Origin of the sequence: Dyella sp. LX-66 (assembly GCF_018599165.1) — a bacterium.
Taxonomy (GTDB): domain Bacteria; phylum Pseudomonadota; class Gammaproteobacteria; order Xanthomonadales; family Rhodanobacteraceae; genus Dyella_D; species Dyella_D marensis.
In genome coordinates this window covers 447941-467670 of sequence record NZ_JAHFVJ010000003.1, presented here as the reverse complement: position 1 = coordinate 467670, position 19730 = coordinate 447941, and the positions used below count along the sequence as shown (strand labels likewise).

The window sequence follows — 19730 nt, the reverse complement described above, 5'->3', positions numbered from 1 at the left end:
CCGTTTTCAACACAAGAACTCCCCCGCAAGAAGTTGTTGAAAACGCTGTGTAGCATGCTTGCAATCCCTGGTCAATAATTTATGCTTCAATCGAAATTGACAGGAATTAGCTATTCCAAGCCTGCCGAACTGCACGGGCCAGCCGCCCGGCAGTCACTGACGAAGGGGGTTCGATGATCCAGACGGTCTGGCCTTACCTGGCGCTGATGCTGTTGGCGGCCGGGGCATTCCCCGCGCTGGAAAGGCAGTTCGGCTGGCGGATCTTCAACGTGCTGCCGCCCATCGTGCTCACCTATCTGCTGGTCACCGCCTTGGCCGTGTCGGGGCTGTGGAAGAACACCGCCGAGATCCAGGCCGCGCAGGGCATGCTGGTGGAGCGCATGGTGCCGGCGCTGGTGTTCCTGCTGATGATCAACTGCGACCTGCGTGCGATCTTTGCGCTGGGGCCGCGCGTGCTGGCGGTGTTCGCCTGCACGTCGGTGAGCCTGTTCACCGCCTTCGTGGTCACCTACCTGATGTTCCGCCACTGGCTGCCGGGCGACGCCTGGCATCCGCTGGCCGCCTTGAGCGGTAGCTGGATGGGCGGCACCGCGAACATGATCGCGGTGAAGCAGGCGATCGGCATGTCCGACACGCACCTGGCCATGAGCCTGCTCACCGACGCGCTGTGCTACTCGATGTGGGTGGTGGTGCTGTTCTCGGTGGCGCGGCTGGCGCCGGCCTTCAACCGCTGGACCCGCGCCACCTCCAGCGCCGACCTGATCGTCGCGGAAACGCGCGTCGACAGTCCGCCCACCACCGACAGCGTGCTGCTGTGGCTGGGCCTGGCCCTGCTGGTGGCCGCGGGTTCCGCCTGGCTGGGCGACCGGCTGCCGGCGTCCGGCATGGTCAGCCCCACCACCTGGACCATCCTGCTGGCCACCGGCCTGGGCCTGTTCGCGGCGCATACGCCGCTGGCGCGGCTGCCGGGCGCGGGCAAGATTTCCGGCACCTTGCTGGTGGCGGTGGTGGCGGTGCTCGCATCGCAAAGCAATTTCGAAGGCATGGGCCGCGCGCCGCTGTACCTGCTGTGCGGCGTCTGCATCATCGGCATCCAGGGCGTGCTGCTGGCGCTGTTCGCCAAGTTGTTCCGCTTCGACCTGTACCTGTGCGGCATTTCTTCGCTGGCGCATATCGGCGGCGTCGCCGCCACGCCGGTGCTGGCCGCCACCTATGCGCGTCCGCTGGTGCCGGTGGGCGTCCTGCTGGCCCTGCTCGGCTATATCCTCGGTACCGGCTTCGGTCTGCTGGTGGCCCAGGTGTTGTCGATGCTGTCGTCGTGAGCGGTGGCTGTCGGTGAGGAAAGCGCGATGAGGAAATCGGGATGAGGAAATCGGCAATGAGGAAACCCACCATGCGTCACCCGCTTGCCGCCGCCTGCCTGGTCCTGCTGCTGCCGATGGGCGCCGCGCTGCATGCGCGCGAGATGACGGTGCCGCCTTCGGGCGTGATCGGCGTGGGCGCCGAGCAGCTGGATCCGGCGTTCTGGCTGCGCCAGGCGCCGTCGCCCGATGCCGTGGTGCTGGATGCCGCCACCATCGCCGCGCGCAACGCGAAGCTGTTGCAGGTCGATCCGAGCATGCACGACCTGCAGGCGCTGCCGGCCACGCTGGAGCGCGCGCAGGTGCTGAAGTGGATCCAGGATCTTTCGAAGCGTCCCACGCACGAGCTCTATGACGAAGCCGGCCGCACCGTACCCGCCGCCACGCTCGATGCCCTGCTGCCGTCGCTGGCGCTGGACCAGGTGCCGGCCACGCAGAAGACGCGCTACGGCCTGGTGGTGAAGCGCGCCGCGCTGCGTTCCTTTCCCACCTCGCTGCGGGTGTTCAGCCATAAAGGCGACACCGATATCGACCGCTTCCAGGAAACCGCCGAATTCCCCGGCACGCCGGTAGCGATCGTGCACGCCAGCCAGGACGGCCGCTGGCTGTTCGTGGTGAGTCCGCGCTATGCGGCCTGGGTGGAGCGCGATGCGATCGCCGAAGGCAGCCGCGAACAGGTGCTCGCCTATGCGCAGAAGGCCCCATACCGCGTGGTCACCGGCGCCACCGAGCGCACCGTCTACACCCGCGAACAGCCCGGCGTCTCGCAGCTGCAGCTGGACATGGGCACGCGCGTGCCGCTGGCGCAGGGCCTGGCCGCGGACCAGCCGGTCAACGGCCAGCATGCCTACAGCTCGTGGACGCTGGAGCTGCCGGTCCGCCAGGCTGACGGCTCGCTCGCCTTCAGCCCCGCGCTGCTGCAGAAGAACACCGACAGCGCGGCGGACTATCTGCCGCTGACCCATGCCAACCTGATCCGCCAGGCCTTCAAGTTCCTCGGCGAACGCTATGGCTGGGGCCATGCCTACGACGCGCGCGACTGCAGCGGCTTCGTCTCCGACGTCTACCGCAGCATGGGCGTGCAGATGCCGCGCAATACCAGCGCGCAGGCGGTCAGCCCGGGGCTGGAGCACACCTTGTTCACCGACAAGGACAGCCGCGCGGTGCGCGAGAAGGCGATCGACGAGCTGCAGATCGGCGACCTGATCTATATCCCCGGCCACGTGATGATGATGCTCGGCCGCATCGATGGCGAACCCTACGTGATCCACGACACCAACGGCCTCAGCTACCGCCAGGACGGCGCGATGCGGCGGGTCAAGCTCAATGAAGTGTCGGTGACGCCGCTGCGCCCGCTGATGTTCAACGACACGCAGCGCTATATCGACCGCATGACCAGCATCGTGCGCATCCGCTGACCGACCGACGACCCGACCCATACAGACGGACCTCATGAAAATCACCGATATCCAGTTCGGCATGCTGCGGGTGCCGCTGAAGACGCCCTTCAAGACGGCCTTGCGCACGGTCGAGCGCGTGGAGGACATCGTGGTGATGGTGCATACCGACACCGGCCACGTCGGCTTCGGCGAGGCGCCGGCCACGGCGGTGATCACCGGCGACACGCACGGCTCCATCGTCGATGCGATCCGCCACTACATCGCGCCGCGGCTGATCGGGCACGAGGTGGCGGACCTCAACCGGATCACCCACCTGATCCAGGCCTCGATGGAAAAGAACACCAGCGCCAAGGCGGCGGTGGAGATCGCGGTGTACGACCTGTGGGGCCAGCTCTACAAGGCGCCGCTGTACCAGCTGCTGGGCGGCGGCGATCCGGTGATCACCACCGACATCACCATCAGCGTGGACTACATCGACAAGATGGTGGCCGATTCGATCAGCGCGGTGGAGCGCGGCTTCGAGTCGCTGAAGATCAAGGTGGGCAAGGACATCGGCGTCGACATCGAGCGCGTCAAGGCGATCTATGCCGCGGTGGAAGACCGCGCGCTGCTGCGCCTGGACGCCAACCAGGGCTGGACCGCCAAGCAGGCGGTGTACGCGCTGCAGACGCTGGAAGACGCCGGCGTGAAGCTGGAGCTGGTCGAGCAGCCGGTGAAGGCGCGCGACCTGGAAGGCATGCGCTATGTCACCGAACGCGTGCACACGCCGGTGATGGCGGACGAAAGCGTGTTCGGCCCGATGGAAGTGATCGAGCTGATCCGCCTGCGCGCGGCCGACATCATCAACATCAAGCTGATGAAGACCGGCGGTATTTCCAATGCCATCCGCATCGCCGACATCGCCGGCCTGCACGGCATCGACTGCATGATCGGCTGCATGCTGGAAACCAGCATCAGCGTGGCCGCCGCGGTGCACGTGGCGGTGGCCAAGGCCGACGTGATCACCAAGGTGGACCTGGACGGCCCCTCGCTGTGCCAGTACGACCCGGTGGACGGCGGGGTGAACTTCAACGAGTCGGAGATCTCGATCAGCGACGCGCCGGGGCTGGGCATCCGCCAGATCCGTGGTCTGGAACCGATCGATGGCTAGGAGCCCGAGCATGGCCGCATCGCTGCCCGCAACGCCGCTGTCACCGCTGGTGAAGATCCGCTCCGAGCGCGACCAGATGTCGGCAGTGGAGCGGCGCATCGCCGACTTCATCCTGGAGAACGCGCAGCTGCTGCGCGACTACTCCTCGCAGCAATTGGCCAACGCGCTGGGGATCAGCCAGTCCAGCGTGGTGAAGTTCACCCAGAAGCTGGGCTTCAAGGGTTATCCGGACCTGAAGTATTCGGTAGGCGAGGCGATCGCGCGCGCCGACAACGGCGAGGCCGCGGTGGCCGCGCACGTGGTGGCCGGTGGCGAGGGCGAGTCGCTGGCCACCAGCCTGTGGCGACGCAAATCGGAGGCGGAAGAGGCAACGCGGCTGATCAATCCGCCGGAAACGCTGCGCGGCGCGGTGGATGCGCTGGGCAAGGCCGGCAAGGTGTTCGTGATCGGCGTGGGCGAGGACGACATCTACTCGCGCGGCTTCGCGCTGAAGCTGTCGATGCTGGGCATCGCCACCGTGCAGAGCTTCGACGTGGCGCGGATGATGGCGAGCATTTCTTCCGGCGGCGCGAGCGACGTGCTGCTGATCTTCTCCGAGCATGGCCACCATCCGGCGCTGTGCAAGATGGGGCGGCTGTTCCGCGAGCAGCGCGGCCGTTTGATGACGGTGACGCGCCACACGTCCAATCCGCTGCGCGCGCTGGCCGACCTGGCCCTGCTGGTGTCGGCGCACGACGAGCAGCCGTACGTGCAGTCGATCGTCTATCAATCCGCCCTGCAGCATCTGCTGGACGGGTTGTTCATCGAGCTGTGCGAAGGCGACGAACGCCGCCACGCGCAGCTGCTCACCAATCTGGAACGGCTCCAGCTGCTGCTGGAACCCTGACCGCCTGACGATTCCGGGGCCGCATGATCCACGCTTTCCGTTCATCCACACTGCGTTCGATCGTCGGCCTGGCGCTGCTTGCGCTGGCGGGCTGCGCTGCTTCGCCGCCGCCGCGTACCGATGCCCTCGCGTGGAAAGATGCGCGCCAGCTGGTGCTGGTCGTCACCGACGACTGGAATGTCGACCATGGCCGGATGCGTGCGTATGAGCGCCGTGGCGATGCGTGGCAGCCGGTGGCGGATGCGGTGCCCGTCACCATCGGCCGCTCCGGCGCCGCCTGGGGCGTGGGCCTGCATGCGCCGCGCACGGATGGCCCGGTCAAGCACGAAGGCGATGGCCGCAGTGCCGCGGGCGTGTTCCGTATCGGCGAGGCCTTCGGTTATGCCGGGCATGCGGATACGGCGCTGGCGTACCGCGCCCTGACCGTGTCGGACTACTGCGTCGACGTGGACGGCTCGCCGCTCTACAACCGCATCGTCGATGCCAACCATGAAGACGCCAAGGCGGTGGCCGGTTCGACCGAAGCGATGCGGCTGGACCTGCACGCGCACGGCGACCAGCGCTACAAGCTGGGCTTCGTGATCGAGCACAACCCGAACGGGCAGCGTGGCGCCGGCTCCTGCATCTTCGCCCACCTGTGGCGCTCGCCCACCGACAACACCGCCGGCTGCACCGCGATGGACGAAGCGGCGATGCGCCAGCTGCTGGGCTGGCTGAAGCCGGAAGAGCACCCGGTGTTCGCGCTGCTGCCGCGCGAGGCCTACACGAAGCTGCAGCGCGACTGGGCGCTGCCGGCGCCGGACGCCGCGCCATGAGTCCCACCGCGCGGGTACTGGCCGGCCTCGCTGCCGGCGCGGCGCTGGGGCTGGCGCTGGATGCGATGAGTCCTGAGCTTGCCGTGCGCGTCGCCGACGTCGCGCAACCGCTCGGCCGGCTATGGCTGAACGCCTTGCAGATGACCGTGGTGCCGCTGGTATTGGCGCTGATCGTGGTGGGCGTGAACACCGCCACCGATGCGGCCGCTTCCGGACGCGTGGCGCGGCGGGCAATCCTGGTGTTCATCGTGATCCTGGCCGGCGGCGCGCTGCTGGCGGCGTTCGCCGCGCCATCGATCTTCGCGCTGTTTCCGCGCAGCCCGGCGCTGGCCGCGGCGCTGGGCAAGACGGTGGCCGGCCCGGCGTCGACGGTGGCGCCGATGGGCTGGGCCGACTGGTTCAACGGCATTGTGCCGAGCAACGCGATCATGGCTGCCGCGCAGAGCGCGATGTTGCCGACGGTGGTGTTCGCGCTGTTCTTCGGTTTTGCGCTGACGCGGATCGAAGCGGCGCGCCGCACCTTGGTGGTGAGTTTCTTCCAGGCCATCGCCGACACCATGATCGTGGTGGTGCGCTGGGTGCTGTGGGCGGCGCCGGCGGGCGTGTTCGCGCTGATCCTCGCCGTATGTGCGCGGGCCGGGCTGCATATGCTCGGTGCGCTGGGCATCTATGTGCTGGTCGAATGCCTGCTGTATCTGGCGGTCACCCTGCTCATGCTGCCGGTGGCGGTGCTGTGGGGCGGCGAGCGCATACGCCGTTTCGTCGCCGCGCTGGCTCCGCCGCAGGTGGTGGCGCTGAGCACGCAGTCCTCGCTGGCCTCGATGCCGGCCATGCTGGAAAGCGCCGGCACGCGCCTGGGCTATCCGCAGCACGTCAATGCGCTGGTGCTGCCGATGGCGGTCAGCCTGTTCCGCCTGACCAGCCCGGTGCAGTACGTCACCTCGGCCTGCTTTATCGCCTGGGCTTTCGGCATCGAGCTTGGCGCGGCGCAACTGGTGCTCGGCGCGCTGCTGGCGGTGGTGATCAGCCTGGGTTCGGTCGGCCTGCCGGGACAGGTGAGCTTTATGGCGACCAACCTGCCGGTGGCGCAGGCGATGGGTGTGCCAGTGGGTCCGCTGGGCCTGATGCTGGCGGTGGACACGCTGCCGGATGCACTGGCCACGCTGGGCAATGTCACGGCCGATCTCACCGCCACCAGCGTGGTCGCGAAACAATCGGCGGCGGATGCCGCTGCGGTGGAGAGCGCATGAGCCGGATCGTGGAAGTCGATGCGGTGGTGATCGGCGCCGGCATGGCCGGCGCTTCGGTGGCGTATTTCCTCGCGCCGCATGCGCGGGTGGCGGTGCTGGAGCGCGAGGCGCATCCGGGCGTGCATGCCACCGGGCGTTCGGCGGCGCTGTTCTCCGAAACCTACGGCTCGCCGCAGGTGCGCGCGCTGACGCGGGCGACGCGGCCGTTCCTCGAGCGTCCGCCGGAAGGTTTCGCGGCGCATCCCATCCTTGCGCCGCGCGGCACCGTGATCATCGGCGATGCGGACAAGACCGATGCGGTGGTGGCGATGCACGATGCGATGTCGTCGCATACCTCCGATCTGAAACTGCTGTCGCCCGGCGAATTGCTGGCGATGGTGCCGGTGCTGCGCCCGGAAGCGGCACGCATCGGCCTGCACGAGCCGGGTGCCGCGGATATCGACGTCAACGAACTGCACCAGGGTTTTCTGCGTGGCCTGCGTGCACGCGGCGGGCAGTTGCGCACCGACGTGGAGATCGGCGCGATCGAACGCGGCCCCGGGCATTGGTATGTGGATGCGGGCGACACGGTGTATCGCGCACCGCTGGTGCTCAACGCGGCGGGCGCCTGGGTCGACCAGGTGGCGAACCAGGCCGGCGTCCATCCGCTGGGCATCGAGCCGCGCCGCCGCTCGGCCTTCCTGTTCGCAGCGCCGGATGGCATGGCCACCGCGCGCTGGCCGTTCGTGATCGACGCCGACGAAAGCTTCTACTTCAAACCCGACGCCGGCCTGCTGCTGGGCTCCTCCGCCAACGCCGACCCCGTACTGCCGCACGACGTGCAGCCCGAAGAACTCGACGTGGCCTTGGGCATCTACCGCATCGAGGAAGCCACCACGCTGAGCATCCGCCGGCCGGTGCGCACCTGGGCGGGGTTGCGTTCCTTCGTTGCCGACGGCGATCTGGTGGGCGGCTTCGCCACAGATGCGCCGGGTTTCTTCTGGGTCGCGGCGCAAGGCGGCTACGGCATCCAGACCAGCGCGGCGATGGGCGAGGCCTGCGCGAGCCTGGCGCTGGGCAGGGCGCTGCCGGGCTATCTGCAGGATGCGGGGCTCAGCGCCGAGATGCTGGCGCCACGCGGTTAAGCGGAATCCGGCTGGCTATGCGACCGGGGTGTCAGCGGTGATGCTCGGCGTCGTCGTCGGCGGACAAGCCGCCACCCAAACCTAGTCCCGCGCCCGCACCCGCGGCCATGCCGCCGCCCATGCCGCCGCCAGCTTTTCCGCCGCCGCTACCTTCCCCCTTGCTGCCCTCGCCTTTGCCGCGCTGCGCAGCCACGCGCGCCGGTCCCTGCTTCGGAATGCCGACGGAGGAGGGAATCGGATCGAGGTCCAGCACTTCGCGAATGAAATCGCGCAAGGAGACCACCAGCTCGTCGATATGCACGGGCCTTCCCGCCACCAGCTCGTTGGCGGCGTGCGCAGCGAGTTCCACCTGCCGTTCGGTGCCGAGCAGGATGATGTCCGACAGCGCCGCTTCCACCGCGTCGCGCGTACGGCGCGCGCGTTCGCCCGCCGCCATCGCCGCTTCCGCTTCGCCGCGTTCGCGCAGCTGGCGCAGGTGGGTGGGGTCCACGGCGAGGTTGCCGGTGAAGGAGCCGCCCAGGGTCTTGTAGGCGCCGATCAGGGTGCGCAGGCGTTCGTTGATCTGGCGGTTGGCGCGCTCGCGCCGCTGCTGCACCGTCTGCATCGCCAGCAGGCGGATGCCGACGCCGATCAGGGTGATCACCGCCAGGCCGATCAGGGTGGAGAGCAGGCCTTGCCAGGAGGTGAAGTCGAGATTGCGCATGGGGCTAGACTTCGCCGGTCCGCGCCTGGCCGTGCGCCGGCGCAGCGAAGATGCGCCCATGCAGCACCAGCAGCCCATCGCGTACGCGAACGGCGAGGCCGTCTTCGACGTAGCGCCTGGACAGCGCGGCGGCCGCCAGCGGCAGCGGCACGATCAGGATCGCGTACAGCCAGGTCGGGGTCAGCGCCTGCCATCCCAGCAGGACCATGAACTGCGTGACCACGCTGAACACGATGTAGTGCAGCAGGTATAGCGAATAGGACAGGCCGCCCAGCCAGACCAGGAAGCGCGGCACGCGCGGCTCGGCGTTCTTGTAGGTGAGCGCCATCACCGCGAACATCAGCAGCAACGGCGCGCCCCAGCGGATCGGGCCGTGGATCCAGGTATAGCGCCACGAGGTGGCGACGATCAGCGCGATGCAGGCCACGATCAGCGTGTCCGACAGCCACGAGCGCGGGATGCTCAGCCTGGACTGGTACAGCAGGCCGACCAGCACGCCACCGGCGAATTCCCACACCATCGGATTGGTGATCTGGTTCGCCAGGGCCGTGCCGAAGTGGTAGTCGTTGACGGCCAGCAGCGAGATATAGCCGGCGGCCAGCCAGGGCGCCAGCAGCAGGGTCAGGCCGAGCCAGGCGCTGAAGGCGAGCCAGCGGGCCGAGCCGAACAGGATCGATACGCCGAAGATCACGTAGAAATAGAACTCGTAGTTGAGCGTCCAGCCGATCGGGTAGGGCAGGCCCAGGTAAGGCGGCTGGTGGGTCGATATCGGCAGGAAGCACAGGCTCTTGAGGATGTCGGCCAGCGGCGCGATCGGCTGCGCGGTGGCCGCCAGGAATGCGATCCACAGCAGCACGGCCACCGCATAGACCGGCCACACACGGGCAAACCGCTTGATCAGGAAGGCGCTGGCGTAGCGCAGCGAGCCGTCGGCGTGGCGCGTGGTGTAGACCATGATGAAGCCGCTGACCATGAAGAACAGGTCCACGCCTTGTGCCGCGGGCAGGATGTATTGCTCCACGAACGGCTGCCACGGGGTGCCCAGCAGGTAGCGGCGCGCATGCGTCACCACCACCAGCAGGGCGGCGACGCCGCGCAGCGCCTGAATCCAGTCAAGCTTGTGTCGTTCTGCCATGGGGCGCCCGCGTTTGCATCATCGGCGGATTTTAGACTTAAGGCTGTCTGAATCCGCAATCAATTTGGGCGTATTCCGATGCTCGCGGCGGATCTATTCCTCGGGATCGAAGTTCAGCGCCATGCGCAGCAGGATCGCCAGCGCGATGCCCGCGGCCACGCCGACCAGGATCGCTCCGGCCACCGGCTTGCTGGCGCAGCTGACGATGCTCAGCAGCATGAGCAGCAGCGCGCTCACCAGCAGCGTGATCTGTTTCGGGCCGCGCCCGAGCTTTCCTACGAATGAGCGGTTGCGCTGCGCTTTCATCGTCGACGCTCCGGCTGCCGCGGGTGCGGCGGACCACGCCCGCATCTTGGCGTGGAGGCCGGCAGGCGTCTCTCAGGCGCAGGCTGAAATGGCGCCCGGGGCACTGTATTTAGGACGGAGCGGGTACGTTACGTGTCCAGCAGCGCCGCGGACGGGGGCAAATGGACGTCCAAGCGCGGCTGCGTGGACTACCTGCGGATCCGTTCCGTCATGCCCCGGCAGGCGCGCTATCCTGTGCGCTCCCCACGGTCCGCCCAGGCGGGCACGAAGTCCGGGCCATGGCCCGTAACATGGTTAAATTCATAGGGTTGCAGCGCTCATGTTGCTGATGATCGACAACTACGACAGCTTCACCTTCAACCTCGTCCAGTACCTGGGCGAGCTGGGACAGGAAGTGAAGGTGGTGCGCAACGACGCGCTCGACGTGGCCGGCATCCGCGCGCTGCGGCCCTCGCACATCATGATCTCGCCCGGCCCGGGCACGCCGGACGACGCGGGTGTGTCGCTGGACGTGCTGCGGCAGTTGGCGGGCGAAGTGCCGGTGTTCGGCGTGTGCCTGGGGCACCAGGCGATCGGCCAGGCTTTCGGCGGCAAGGTGATCCGCGCCAAGCAGATCATGCATGGCAAGACCTCGCCGGTGCGCCATCGCGGCCGTGGCGTGTTCGCCGGGCTGCCGGATCCGTTCGAGGCCACGCGCTACCACTCGCTGGTGGTGGAGCAGGGCTCGCTGCCGGACTGCCTGGAAGTCACCGCCTGGACCGAGCATGCCGACGGTTCGATCGACGAGATCATGGGCCTGCGCCACAAGACGTTGCCGATCGAGGGCGTGCAGTTCCACCCCGAATCCATCCTTACCCAGCATGGCCACGACCTGCTGCGCAACTTCCTCGGCCTGCCGCTGAAGCTCGCCGCATGAACGGTGCCGGGCGCAGCATCACCATCACCCCGCAGGAAGCGCTGCAGCGAACCATCGAGCACCGCGAGATCTTCCACGACGAGATGATCGAGCTGATGCGCCAGATCATGCGCGGCGAAGTCAGCCCGCTGATGACCGCGGCGATCATCACCGGCCTGCGTGTGAAGAAGGAAACCATCGGCGAGATCACCGGCGCCGCGCGGGTGATGCGCGAGCTGGCGGCGAAGGTGGATGCCGCGCCGCATCCGCATTTCGTCGACATCGTCGGCACCGGCGGCGACGGCGCCTCCAGTTTCAATATCTCCACCGCGTCGATGTTCGTCGCCGCGGCGGCGGGCGCGCGCGTGGCCAAGCATGGCGGGCGCAGCGTGTCGTCCAAGTCGGGCAGCGCGGACGTGCTCGAGGCGCTGGGCGCGGCGATCGACCTGCCGCCGGCGCAGGTGGCGCAGTGCATGGGCGAGACCGACATCGGTTTCATGTTCGCGCCCAACCATCATCCGGCCATGAAGGTGGTGGCGCCGGTGCGCAAGGAAATGGGCGTGCGCACCCTGTTCAATATCCTGGGGCCGCTGACCAATCCTGCCGGTGCGCAGAATATTCTGATGGGTGTGTTCCATCCCGACCTGGTCGGCATCCAGGTGCGCGTGCTGCAGCAGCTGGGCGCCAAGCATGCGCTGGTGGTGTGGGGCCGCGACGGCATGGACGAGATCTCGCTGGGTGCCGCCACCCTGGTCGGCGAGCTGCGCGACGGCGAAGTGCGCGAGTACGAAGTGGAGCCGGAGGACTTCGGCCTGGCCATGGCCTCCAGCCGCAACCTGCGCGTGGAGAACGCGGCCGAGTCGCGCGCCATGCTGCTGGAGGCGCTGGAAGGGCGCCGCGGCGTGCCGCACGACATCGTCTGCCTCAACGCCGGCGCGGCGCTGTATGCGGCCGACGTGGCGCCGTCGATCGCGGCGGGTATCGAATTGGCGCGCGCGACCATTGCCAGCGGCGCGGCTCGTGCAAAAATGGACGCTTTCGTGGCAACCACCCGCAGGCTTGCGGCAGCATCGTAAGCCCAAGGTAGGCCAATCGCCCTAGGCATTCGGTCCGCGCGCGTCGTGGCCGAAGCTTGTGTAACCTTGGGCCGCGCACCGCGCGTTTCCCCGACCCACGCTGACGCATCCAGGCCGACCCATGACCGACATCCTGCAACGCATCCTGACGCGCAAGACGGAGGAGATCGCCGAGCGCAGCGCACGGCTGCCGCTGGCCGAACTCAAGGCGCGCCTGGCCGATGCCACCGAGACGCGTCCGTTCGCCGATGCCGTCGAGGCGAAGATCGAAGCCGACCTGCCGGCGGTGATCGCCGAGGTGAAGAAGGCCAGCCCCAGCAAGGGCGTGATCCGCGCCGACTTCGACCCGGCCTCGATCGCGCGCAGCTACGAGCTCGCCGGTGCGGCCTGCCTGTCGGTGCTGACCGACAAGGACTTCTTCCAGGGCAGCGAGGAATTCCTGCGCCAGGCGCGCGAGGCCTGCTCGCTGCCGGTGCTGCGCAAGGACTTCGTGATCCATCCCTATCAGGTGTACGAGGCCCGCGCGATCGGCGCCGACTGCATCCTGCTGATCGTCGCGGCGCTGGAGGATTCCGAGCTGGAGGATCTTTCGATGCAGGCCGCCGAGCTGGACATGGACGTGCTGTGCGAAGTGCACGATGCCGAGGAACTGGAGCGCGCCCAGGCGCTGCCGGTGCGCCTGATCGGCGTGAACAACCGCAACCTGCGCACCTTCGAGACCACGCTGGACACCTCGATCGAGTTGCGCGAGCTGATGGACTACAACCGCATCCTGGTCGCCGAATCGGGCATCCACACGCCGGACGACGTCGAGCGCCTGCGCGATGCCGGCATCAATGCGTTCCTGGTCGGCGAGGCGTTCATGCGCGCGCAGGACCCGGGCTCCGAACTCAAGCGGCTGTTCGCCGCGCAGTAGGGCGATGACGTTGACAGGGGAAACCTCCACCTCGCCGGAGACGGCGGGCGACGCGGCCGTGGTGCCGCGCACCGTGCTGTTCGATTTCGACGGTGTGCTGTTCCAGGGCGACAGCTTCCGCGTGTTCATCACCGAGCGCTACGCGCGCGCGCCGCTGCGCAAGCTGCTGGCCTGCGCCAACCTGCCGTGGATGCTGCTGGTGTGGCCGCTGTCCTGGCGCACGGTGGTGCGCAGCCTGGTGCATATCGGCCTGCTCGGCGTCGGCGAACGCCGCTACACCGCCGAGGCGCAGGCCTTCGCCGCCGCGCTGGTGCGCCGGCCCAGGCAGTTCTACCGCGACGGCCTGCAGGCGCTGCGCCGGCACCAGGCCGCGGGCGACCGGGTGATCGTGGTGACCGGCTGCGAGCGCACGGTGGCGCGCGGCATCCTCGACCAGCTCGGGCTGGACGGGCTGGAGCTGCTGGCCTCGGAGTTCAAGCCGGGGCCGTTCGGCATGCGCGTGAAGTTCCACAACGTGGGACGGCGCAAGCTGGAGCGCCTCGCCGCGCATGGCGTGCGCGAATGGCAGCTGGCCTACAGCGATTCGCTGGCCGACATCCCCATGCTCAAGGGCGCCGGCGAGGCGGTGCTGGTCAATGGCACGCCCAAGGTGTGCAAGCGGCTGGAGAAGGCGCTGGGGCGTTCGGTGACGCGGGTGGAGTGGTTCTGAAACCGCGCCGTCGGGTCTTGTGGAGGCGCCGTCGGGTGATTATGTTAGCGCTTACATATCATCTCCAGGCCCATTCCCCATGTACCTGTCCACCCTCGCCGAGCTGGCGCTCGGCAGCCGCCTGAAGGCGCTCAGCGACCAGTTCTACGCCGCGGCCGACGAGGTCTACCGCGCCTGCGGCGCCTCCATCGAATCGCGCTGGTTCCCGGTGCTGCGCTATCTGTGGGAGAGCGGCCCCGGCACCGTGGGCGAGGTGGCGGCGGCGATCGGCCAGACCCATTCGGCGGTGAGCCAGCTGGTGGACAAGCTGGACGCGGCCGGCATGGTGCGCCGCGAGCGCGACCCGCAGGACGGCCGCCGCAGCATCCTGGTGCTGACCGACGAGGCGCGCAAGGCGCTGGGCGCGCTGGGGCCGATCTGGCAGGCGATCCGTCGCGGCGTCACCGCCTCGCTGGGCGAGCAGGGCGAGCGGCTGCTGGCGGCGCTGGCGGCCTGCGAGGAGGCGCTGAAGGCGCGTCCGATCGTGCCGGCGATCCTGGCCGAACACTCGGCCCTGCTGGCCCAGCCGCTGGAAATCGTGCCCTACGAGCCGGCCCTGGCCGCGGATTTCTACCGCCTCAACGTGCAGTGGCTGGAGCGCTATTTCCGGGTGGAGGACATCGACCGCCAGATGCTCAGCGACCCCGAGCGCTACGTGCTGGCCCCCGGCGGCGCCCTGCTGTTCGCCCGCATGGGCGGGCAGGCCATCGGCACCTGCGCCTTGCTGCACGAGTCGCCCGGCGTGTACGAGCTGTCCAAGATGAGCGTGGACGAGAGCTTCCAGGGCCTGGGCGCCGGGCGGAAGCTGCTGGACGCGGCCATCGCCGAATTCCACCGCCGCGGCGGGCGCGAGCTGTTCCTGGAATCCAACAGCAAGCTGCGCACCGCCCTGCGCATGTACGAGCAGGCCGGCTTCGAGCTGCAGCCGTCCATCCGCGCCGGTTCGCACTACGAGCGGGCCGACGTGTACATGGTCTACCGGGCGCCGGCCGCGCGCCTGGCCGGTTGAGCCGCCCCTGAAACGAACGAACCCGGCCGGGGCCGGGTTCGTCGGGATCGGACGGGGCGGGGCGCTCAGCGGGTGCCGCGCACCACGATGGTCTTGCCGGCCACGTCGATCATGCCCTGCTCCTCCAGCTGCTTGAGCACGCGGCCCACCATCTCGCGCGAGCAGCCCACGATACGGCTGACTTCCTGGCGGGAGATGCGGATCTGGGTGCCGTCCGGGTGGCTCATGGCGTCCGGTTCCTGGCACAGGTCCAGCAGGGTGCGAGAGATGCGGTTGGTCACGTCCATGAAGGCCATGCGGCTGACCTGGCGGGAGGTGCGCAGCAGGCGATGGGTGAGCTGGGAACCGATCGCGAACAGGATCTTCGGGCATTCCTCGCGCAGCGGGCCTTCCATCAGGTGGAACAGGCGCTCGTAGCTGATTTCGGCCATTTCGCAGGGGGTGCGGGTGCGCACCATCGACTCGCGCTGGGCCTGCTCCACGAATAGCCCCATTTCGCCGATGAACTGGCCGCGGCTGAGGTAGGCCAGGATCAGTTCGCGGCCCTGCTCGTCCTCGGTGCAGACCGCCAGCGAGCCGTCGACGATGTAATACAAGGTGTTGGCCGGGTCGCCGGGGCGGATGATCGCCGTCTTGCCGGGGTAGCGGCGACGGTGGCAGAGGGCCAGGAAGCGCTCCATCGACGCCGGGTCGGGGGCGAAGCTGGCGGGAGCCTGGGAGCGTTCAAAAGCTTGTTGGAGTTGGTATTTGAGTTGCGCCACGATCTATCCCAGCTTGGAGGGCGGCAGCCGCCAGGCCCCTGAGGGCGGCGGCTGGACTTCGGTTCGTTCTTCTGTTGACCCCGCGGCATTATGGCAAACCAGCGCAGCCTGCCAAGGTTCAGTTTCTCCCTATTTTGTCGCATACTTCACGGTCTTTCGGTCACGGCGTTGTCGCCGCCCGGTCACAAGGGTCGCGGAGGCTTACGTCTTCGCGTCGTTTTTCTTTTTCTGCGGGGACCCTTGTCGCTAACCCGCCTCTACTGCTGGCCGCCCCCCGGCCATGGAGAGTCGCCGTGGTGAAACCCCTCCCGCGCCTGCGCCTGCAGGGCTTCAACAATCTGACCAAGGCCCTGAGCTTCAATATTTACGACATCTGCTACGCGGTGTCGGAAGAACAGCGCCAGCGCTACATCGAATACATCGACGAGCAGTACGACGCCGACCGCCTTACCCAGATCCTCACGGACGTGGCGGAGATCATCGGCGCCAACATCCTCAACATCGCCCGCCAGGACTATGACCCGCAGGGTGCGTCCGTGACCATCCTCATCTCCGAGGAGCCGGTGGTGGAGAAGCTCGGCCGCGACACCATTTCCGGTGCCGTGGTGGCGCACATGGACAAGAGCCACATCACCGTCCACACCTATCCGGAAACGCATCCGCACAACGGCATCGCCACCTTCCGCGCGGACATCGACGTGGCCACCTGCGGCGTGATCTCGCCGCTGAAGGCCCTGAACTACCTGATCGACAGCTTCGAGTCGGACATCGTGATCGCCGACTACCGCGTGCGCGGCTTCACCCGCGACGTGAAGGGCAAGAAGCACTTCATCGACCACAAGATCAACTCGGTGCAGGACTACCTGGCCAAGCACATCCGCCAGAAGTACGAGATGTTCGACGTCAACGTGTACCAGGAAAACATGTTCCACACGAAGATGCACATCAAGGACTTCGACCTCGACACCTACCTGTTCGAGGCGCATGCGGACGATCTCTCCTTCAAGGAGCGCCAGCGCATCGAGTCGCTGCTGCGGCGCGAGATCGAAGAGCTGTTCCACGGGCGCAACCTGATGTGACACGCATGAAAAACCCGCCGAAAGGCGGGTTTTTTCTTTGCGGATTTCCAGGGCGGCATCAGATCCGGTACGCCACTTTCTTCATCACAATCGAGCTCAAGTGCATCAGCCCCGGTAGCGGGAATGGCAGCTCGATGCCGCCGCGTTCCTTCGCCTGCTCCGCATGGCGCACTTCGTCTTCCTGCATCTGCGCCAGCACGGCGCGCGAACGCTGGTCCTGCGCCGGCAGCGTTTCCAGGTGTTCTTCCAGATGCGCTTCCACCTGCCGCTCGGTTTCCACCACGAAGCCCAGGCTCACCGTGTCGCCCGCCAGCGCGGCCAGCGCGCCGATCGCGTAGCTGCCGGCGTACCACAGCGGATTGAGCAGGCTGGGGCGGCTGTCCAGTTCCTTCAGGCGTTCGGCGCACCAGGCGAGGTGGTCGGTTTCCTCGGCGGCGGCGTGCAGCAGGTGCTCGCGGTTTTCCTCGCTGCGGGCGAGCGCGGCCTGGCCGTCGTAGAGCGCCTGCGCGCAGACCTCGCCGGTATGGTTGATGCGCATCAGGCCGGCGGCGTGGCGGCGCTCGGCGTCGTCCAGCTCGGCCTCGTCGACGCCGGCGGCGGGCGAGGGACGCGCGGCTTCGGGGCTGCCGCCCACGGTTTCCAGGGCGCGTTCCAGGCCGACCAGCAGGTGGTCGAGCGGCGACAGGGTGCGGACATTCATGGCGGCCTCCATCTCTAGGGTTCCAGTTGCTGCGCCAGCAGGACCAGCGGGTGCTGGTGCGGCCACTGCCGCTGGTCCTGCATGCCTGCGGCGAGATGCAGGCGACAGCCGATATTGGACGACAACAGCCGCTGCGGCGCCAAGGCGGCGACCTGCCGCAGGGCGTCTTCGCGCAGGCGGGCGGCGCGTTCGGGGAATTCCAGCATGTGCGTGCCGGCGGCGCCGCAGCAGTGCGGGGGCTTGGGCAGCGGGGCGACGTCGAGTTCGGGCACGCGGCGCAGCAGGCGCAGCAATGCGTCGTCGCTGCGGGCGACATGGGTCTGCGTGCAGGGCAGATGGACGGCGACCCGCGCCTGCAGCGGGCGGAACGACAGCCGTTCGGTGCGTGCCGCCAGCAGCGCGATGGGATCGGCCACGCGCACGCCGGGCAGCGCATGGCGCAGCGTGCCGATGCAGCCGGGAGTGATCGTCACCAGATGCGCCGCTTTCGCGCTCCGCCAGGCGGCATCGACCTGCGCGGCCGCGCGTTCGGCGTTGGCCGTGTCGCCGCCGTGCAGATCCATGGCGCCGCAGCAGAAGGCGGGAAGCTCGACGATGCGATAACCGGCGGCACGCAGCAGCGTCAGGGCGGAGCGCTGCGCGTCGGCGTCCTCGACGCTGGCGATGCAGCCGGGGAAGAGGGCGATGGTGTCTGCATCCGCTGCTTGATCGGTGGCGGCTTGCGCGACATAGGGCGCCGGCAATGGGTTTCGCGGCCACAACGCCAGCGCGCCGCGCAGCGCGGACTTGGCGGGCAGCCCTTTCGCCACCAGCGATTTCCAGCCGCGAAAACCCAGTCCATCCAGCACCTGCCGCAAGCGCCGCCAGCGGGCCGGGTCGCGGATCAGCCCGATTTCCCGCTCCGGCCGCCCTGGCGCCGGCCCCAGCAGCGCCCGCGTCTCCACCAGCAATTCGCCGTAGCGGACATTGGCCGGGCAGACCTTCTCGCAGCCCATGCAGCCCAGGCAGTGATCCAGGTGCTCGCGCAGCTCGGCGGTGGGCTCCACCTGCCCGCGGGCCAGCGCGGCGGCGATGGCGATGCGTCCGCGCGGCGACTCGGCCTCGTTGCGATCCAGCGCATACGTGGGGCAGACGGGCAGGCACAGGCCGCACTGCACACACTGGTCGGCCAGTGCGGCGATGCGTGTAGGGGGCTTTTCTTCGGACCGGTTCATCATGCTATTATTGCCAGCTCGCAGCCCGCCGACGGTGGGCTTGCGCGATCGATGCAAGCTCCGCTATCATCTCGCGCCTTTGCACCGCCGATTATGCCAACCGCCCATGTGGCGGCAGACTAGGTATTCCGAAATGAAAACGTTCAGCGCCAAGCCGGAAAGCGTCAAGCGCGATTGGTTCGTGATCGACGCGACTGACAAGACGCTCGGTCGTCTCTCGACCGAGATCGCTCGTCGCCTGCGCGGCAAGCACAAGCCGGAGTTCACCCCGCACGTCGATACCGGCGACTACATCGTCGTGATCAACGCCGAAAAGGTGCACGTCACCGGCGCCAAGCTGGACGACAAGATGTACCACCGCTTCACCGGTTACGTCGGCAACCTGAAGACCACCAGTCTGAAGGACATGCTGGCCAGCCACCCCGAGCGCGTCATCGAGATCGCCGTGAAGGGCATGCTGCCGAAGAACCCGCTGGGCCGCGCCATGTACCGCAAGCTCAAGGTCTACGGCGGCGCCGAGCATCCGCATACCGCACAGCAGCCGCAGGCGCTGGAAATCTAAGGAACCAACATGGCGATCCAGCAGAATTACGGCACCGGCCGCCGCAAGACCTCCGCCGCCCGCGTGTTCCTGCGCAAGGGCAAGGGCGACATCGTCGTCAACGGCAAGCCGCTTGATCAGTTCTTCGGTCGCGAGACCTCGCGCATGATCGTGCGCCAGCCGCTCGAACTGATCGAAGCCACCGACAAGTTCGACGTGCTCGTCACCGTCGCCGGCGGCGGCATCACCGGCCAGGCCGGTGCGATCCGCCTGGGCATTGCCCGCGCGCTGATCGAATACGACGAAAGCCTGAAGACCCAGCTGCGCAAGGCCGGCTTCGTGACCCGCGACGCCCGTGAGGTCGAGCGTAAGAAGGTCGGTCTGCACAAGGCCCGTCGCGCTACCCAGTTCTCGAAGCGCTAATTCCCTTCGGGGGTTTTGCTTCAACGATGCAGCGCATGCAGGTCAGAGCGCGCCGCATCGGCAGAATGTTGGGAGATCGTCTAACGGTAGGACAACGGACTCTGACTCCGTTTATCTAGGTTCGAATCCTAGTCTCCCAGCCAACATCGAAAAGCCCCTGGTGATCCCAGGGGCTTTTCTTTTGTGCGTCCGCTTGACAGCCTCCATCTCCCGCCTCAGCCTGCTCCGATCCACGCAG

21 protein-coding genes and 1 tRNA gene are annotated in these 19730 nt (G+C 67.7%); 16 read left to right on the top strand and 6 right to left on the bottom strand.

What is annotated here, in order from left to right; translation table 11 throughout:
* Positions 1-173: 173 nt before the first annotated feature.
* From KK141_RS08670 to KK141_RS08640, 7 genes are all read left to right on the top strand, one after another.
* Positions 174-1322, top strand: coding sequence for a DUF819 family protein (locus KK141_RS08670; RefSeq protein WP_214569329.1), 1149 nt, complete (start codon positions 174-176; stop codon positions 1320-1322).
* Between the two features lie 71 nt (positions 1323-1393).
* Positions 1394-2779 (top strand): SH3 domain-containing protein, encoded by a 1386-nt coding sequence (locus tag KK141_RS08665; RefSeq protein ID WP_214569328.1) that lies wholly within the window; start codon positions 1394-1396, stop codon positions 2777-2779.
* Positions 2780-2813: 34 nt separating this feature from the next.
* Positions 2814-3911 carry a dipeptide epimerase gene (locus KK141_RS08660; RefSeq protein WP_167252619.1) on the top strand — a complete coding sequence of 366 codons (1098 nt, stop codon included), beginning with the start codon at positions 2814-2816 and terminating at the stop codon, positions 3909-3911.
* A 37-nt stretch (positions 3912-3948) separates the two neighbouring features.
* On the top strand, positions 3949-4797 hold the full coding sequence (locus tag KK141_RS08655; RefSeq protein ID WP_214569462.1) for a MurR/RpiR family transcriptional regulator: 849 nt from the start codon (positions 3949-3951) through the stop codon (positions 4795-4797).
* A 23-nt stretch (positions 4798-4820) separates the two neighbouring features.
* Positions 4821-5612 carry a hypothetical protein gene (locus KK141_RS08650; protein ID WP_214569327.1) on the top strand — a complete coding sequence of 264 codons (792 nt, stop codon included), beginning with the start codon at positions 4821-4823 and terminating at the stop codon, positions 5610-5612.
* Positions 5609-6862 (top strand): dicarboxylate/amino acid:cation symporter, encoded by a 1254-nt coding sequence (locus tag KK141_RS08645; protein ID WP_214569326.1) that lies wholly within the window; start codon positions 5609-5611, stop codon positions 6860-6862. Before KK141_RS08650 ends, KK141_RS08645 begins: the two co-directional genes overlap by 4 nt.
* On the top strand, positions 6859-7986 hold the full coding sequence (locus KK141_RS08640; RefSeq protein ID WP_250901619.1) for an FAD-dependent oxidoreductase: 1128 nt from the start codon (positions 6859-6861) through the stop codon (positions 7984-7986). Before KK141_RS08645 ends, KK141_RS08640 begins: the two co-directional genes overlap by 4 nt.
* Before the next feature lie 31 nt (positions 7987-8017).
* Here KK141_RS08640 and KK141_RS08635 read toward each other — a convergent pair whose 3' ends face one another.
* The 3 genes from KK141_RS08635 to KK141_RS08625 all read right to left on the bottom strand — a co-directional run bounded on the left by KK141_RS08635 (position 8018) and on the right by KK141_RS08625 (position 10130).
* Positions 8018-8689 carry a hypothetical protein gene (locus KK141_RS08635; protein WP_214569325.1) on the bottom strand — a complete coding sequence of 224 codons (672 nt, stop codon included), beginning with the start codon at positions 8687-8689 and terminating at the stop codon, positions 8018-8020.
* A 4-nt stretch (positions 8690-8693) separates the two neighbouring features.
* The gene (locus KK141_RS08630) at positions 8694-9824 is read right to left on the bottom strand and encodes an acyltransferase (protein ID WP_214569324.1); all 1131 of its coding nucleotides are present in this window, start codon (positions 9822-9824) and stop codon (positions 8694-8696) included.
* Between the two features lie 93 nt (positions 9825-9917).
* Positions 9918-10130 carry a hypothetical protein gene (locus tag KK141_RS08625; protein ID WP_214569323.1) on the bottom strand — a complete coding sequence of 71 codons (213 nt, stop codon included), beginning with the start codon at positions 10128-10130 and terminating at the stop codon, positions 9918-9920.
* Between the two features lie 319 nt (positions 10131-10449).
* Here KK141_RS08625 and KK141_RS08620 point away from each other — a divergent pair, with 319 nt between their 5' ends.
* The 5 genes from KK141_RS08620 to KK141_RS08600 all read left to right on the top strand — a co-directional run bounded on the left by KK141_RS08620 (position 10450) and on the right by KK141_RS08600 (position 14774).
* Positions 10450-11046 carry an aminodeoxychorismate/anthranilate synthase component II gene (locus KK141_RS08620; RefSeq protein ID WP_167252610.1) on the top strand — a complete coding sequence of 199 codons (597 nt, stop codon included), beginning with the start codon at positions 10450-10452 and terminating at the stop codon, positions 11044-11046.
* Entirely contained in the window at positions 11043-12101 is a 1059-nt protein-coding gene (gene trpD, locus KK141_RS08615; protein ID WP_214569322.1) for an anthranilate phosphoribosyltransferase, read from the top strand. Before KK141_RS08620 ends, trpD begins: the two co-directional genes overlap by 4 nt.
* 121 nt (positions 12102-12222) lie before the next feature.
* Positions 12223-13017, top strand: coding sequence for an indole-3-glycerol phosphate synthase TrpC (gene trpC / locus KK141_RS08610; protein ID WP_214569321.1), 795 nt, complete (start codon positions 12223-12225; stop codon positions 13015-13017).
* 4 nt (positions 13018-13021) lie between these two features.
* The gene (locus tag KK141_RS08605; RefSeq protein WP_214569320.1) at positions 13022-13726 is read left to right on the top strand and encodes an HAD family hydrolase; all 705 of its coding nucleotides are present in this window, start codon (positions 13022-13024) and stop codon (positions 13724-13726) included.
* A gap of 79 nt (positions 13727-13805) precedes the next feature.
* Positions 13806-14774, top strand: a complete 969-nt coding sequence (locus tag KK141_RS08600; protein WP_214569319.1) for a helix-turn-helix domain-containing GNAT family N-acetyltransferase — start codon at positions 13806-13808, stop codon at positions 14772-14774.
* 65 nt (positions 14775-14839) lie between these two features.
* Here KK141_RS08600 and crp read toward each other — a convergent pair whose 3' ends face one another.
* Positions 14840-15535 carry a cAMP-activated global transcriptional regulator CRP gene (gene crp / locus KK141_RS08595; protein ID WP_026633845.1) on the bottom strand — a complete coding sequence of 232 codons (696 nt, stop codon included), beginning with the start codon at positions 15533-15535 and terminating at the stop codon, positions 14840-14842.
* 293 nt (positions 15536-15828) lie between these two features.
* On the opposite strand from crp, the gene speD reads away from it, so the two are divergent.
* On the top strand, positions 15829-16614 hold the full coding sequence (gene speD / locus KK141_RS08590; RefSeq protein ID WP_026633844.1) for an adenosylmethionine decarboxylase: 786 nt from the start codon (positions 15829-15831) through the stop codon (positions 16612-16614).
* Positions 16615-16672: 58 nt separating this feature from the next.
* On the opposite strand, the gene coq7 is transcribed toward speD, so the two are convergent.
* Both coq7 and KK141_RS08580 read right to left on the bottom strand, forming a co-directional pair.
* Complete coding sequence (coq7, locus tag KK141_RS08585; RefSeq protein ID WP_214569318.1) at positions 16673-17314, bottom strand: 2-polyprenyl-3-methyl-6-methoxy-1,4-benzoquinone monooxygenase; 642 nt, start codon at positions 17312-17314, stop codon at positions 16673-16675.
* A 14-nt stretch (positions 17315-17328) separates the two neighbouring features.
* Positions 17329-18531 (bottom strand): (Fe-S)-binding protein, encoded by a 1203-nt coding sequence (locus KK141_RS08580; RefSeq protein WP_214569317.1) that lies wholly within the window; start codon positions 18529-18531, stop codon positions 17329-17331.
* A 130-nt stretch (positions 18532-18661) separates the two neighbouring features.
* Between KK141_RS08580 and rplM the strand changes: the two genes are divergently transcribed.
* The 3 genes from rplM (at position 18662) to KK141_RS08565 (ending at position 19635) form a co-directional block, all read left to right on the top strand.
* Entirely contained in the window at positions 18662-19090 is a 429-nt protein-coding gene (gene rplM, locus KK141_RS08575) for a 50S ribosomal protein L13 (protein WP_167252604.1), read from the top strand.
* 9 nt (positions 19091-19099) lie between these two features.
* Complete coding sequence (rpsI, locus tag KK141_RS08570) at positions 19100-19492, top strand: 30S ribosomal protein S9 (protein WP_167252603.1); 393 nt, start codon at positions 19100-19102, stop codon at positions 19490-19492.
* A gap of 69 nt (positions 19493-19561) precedes the next feature.
* Positions 19562-19635 (top strand) — tRNA-Gln (locus KK141_RS08565).
* The last annotated feature ends 95 nt before the right edge of the window (positions 19636-19730 follow it).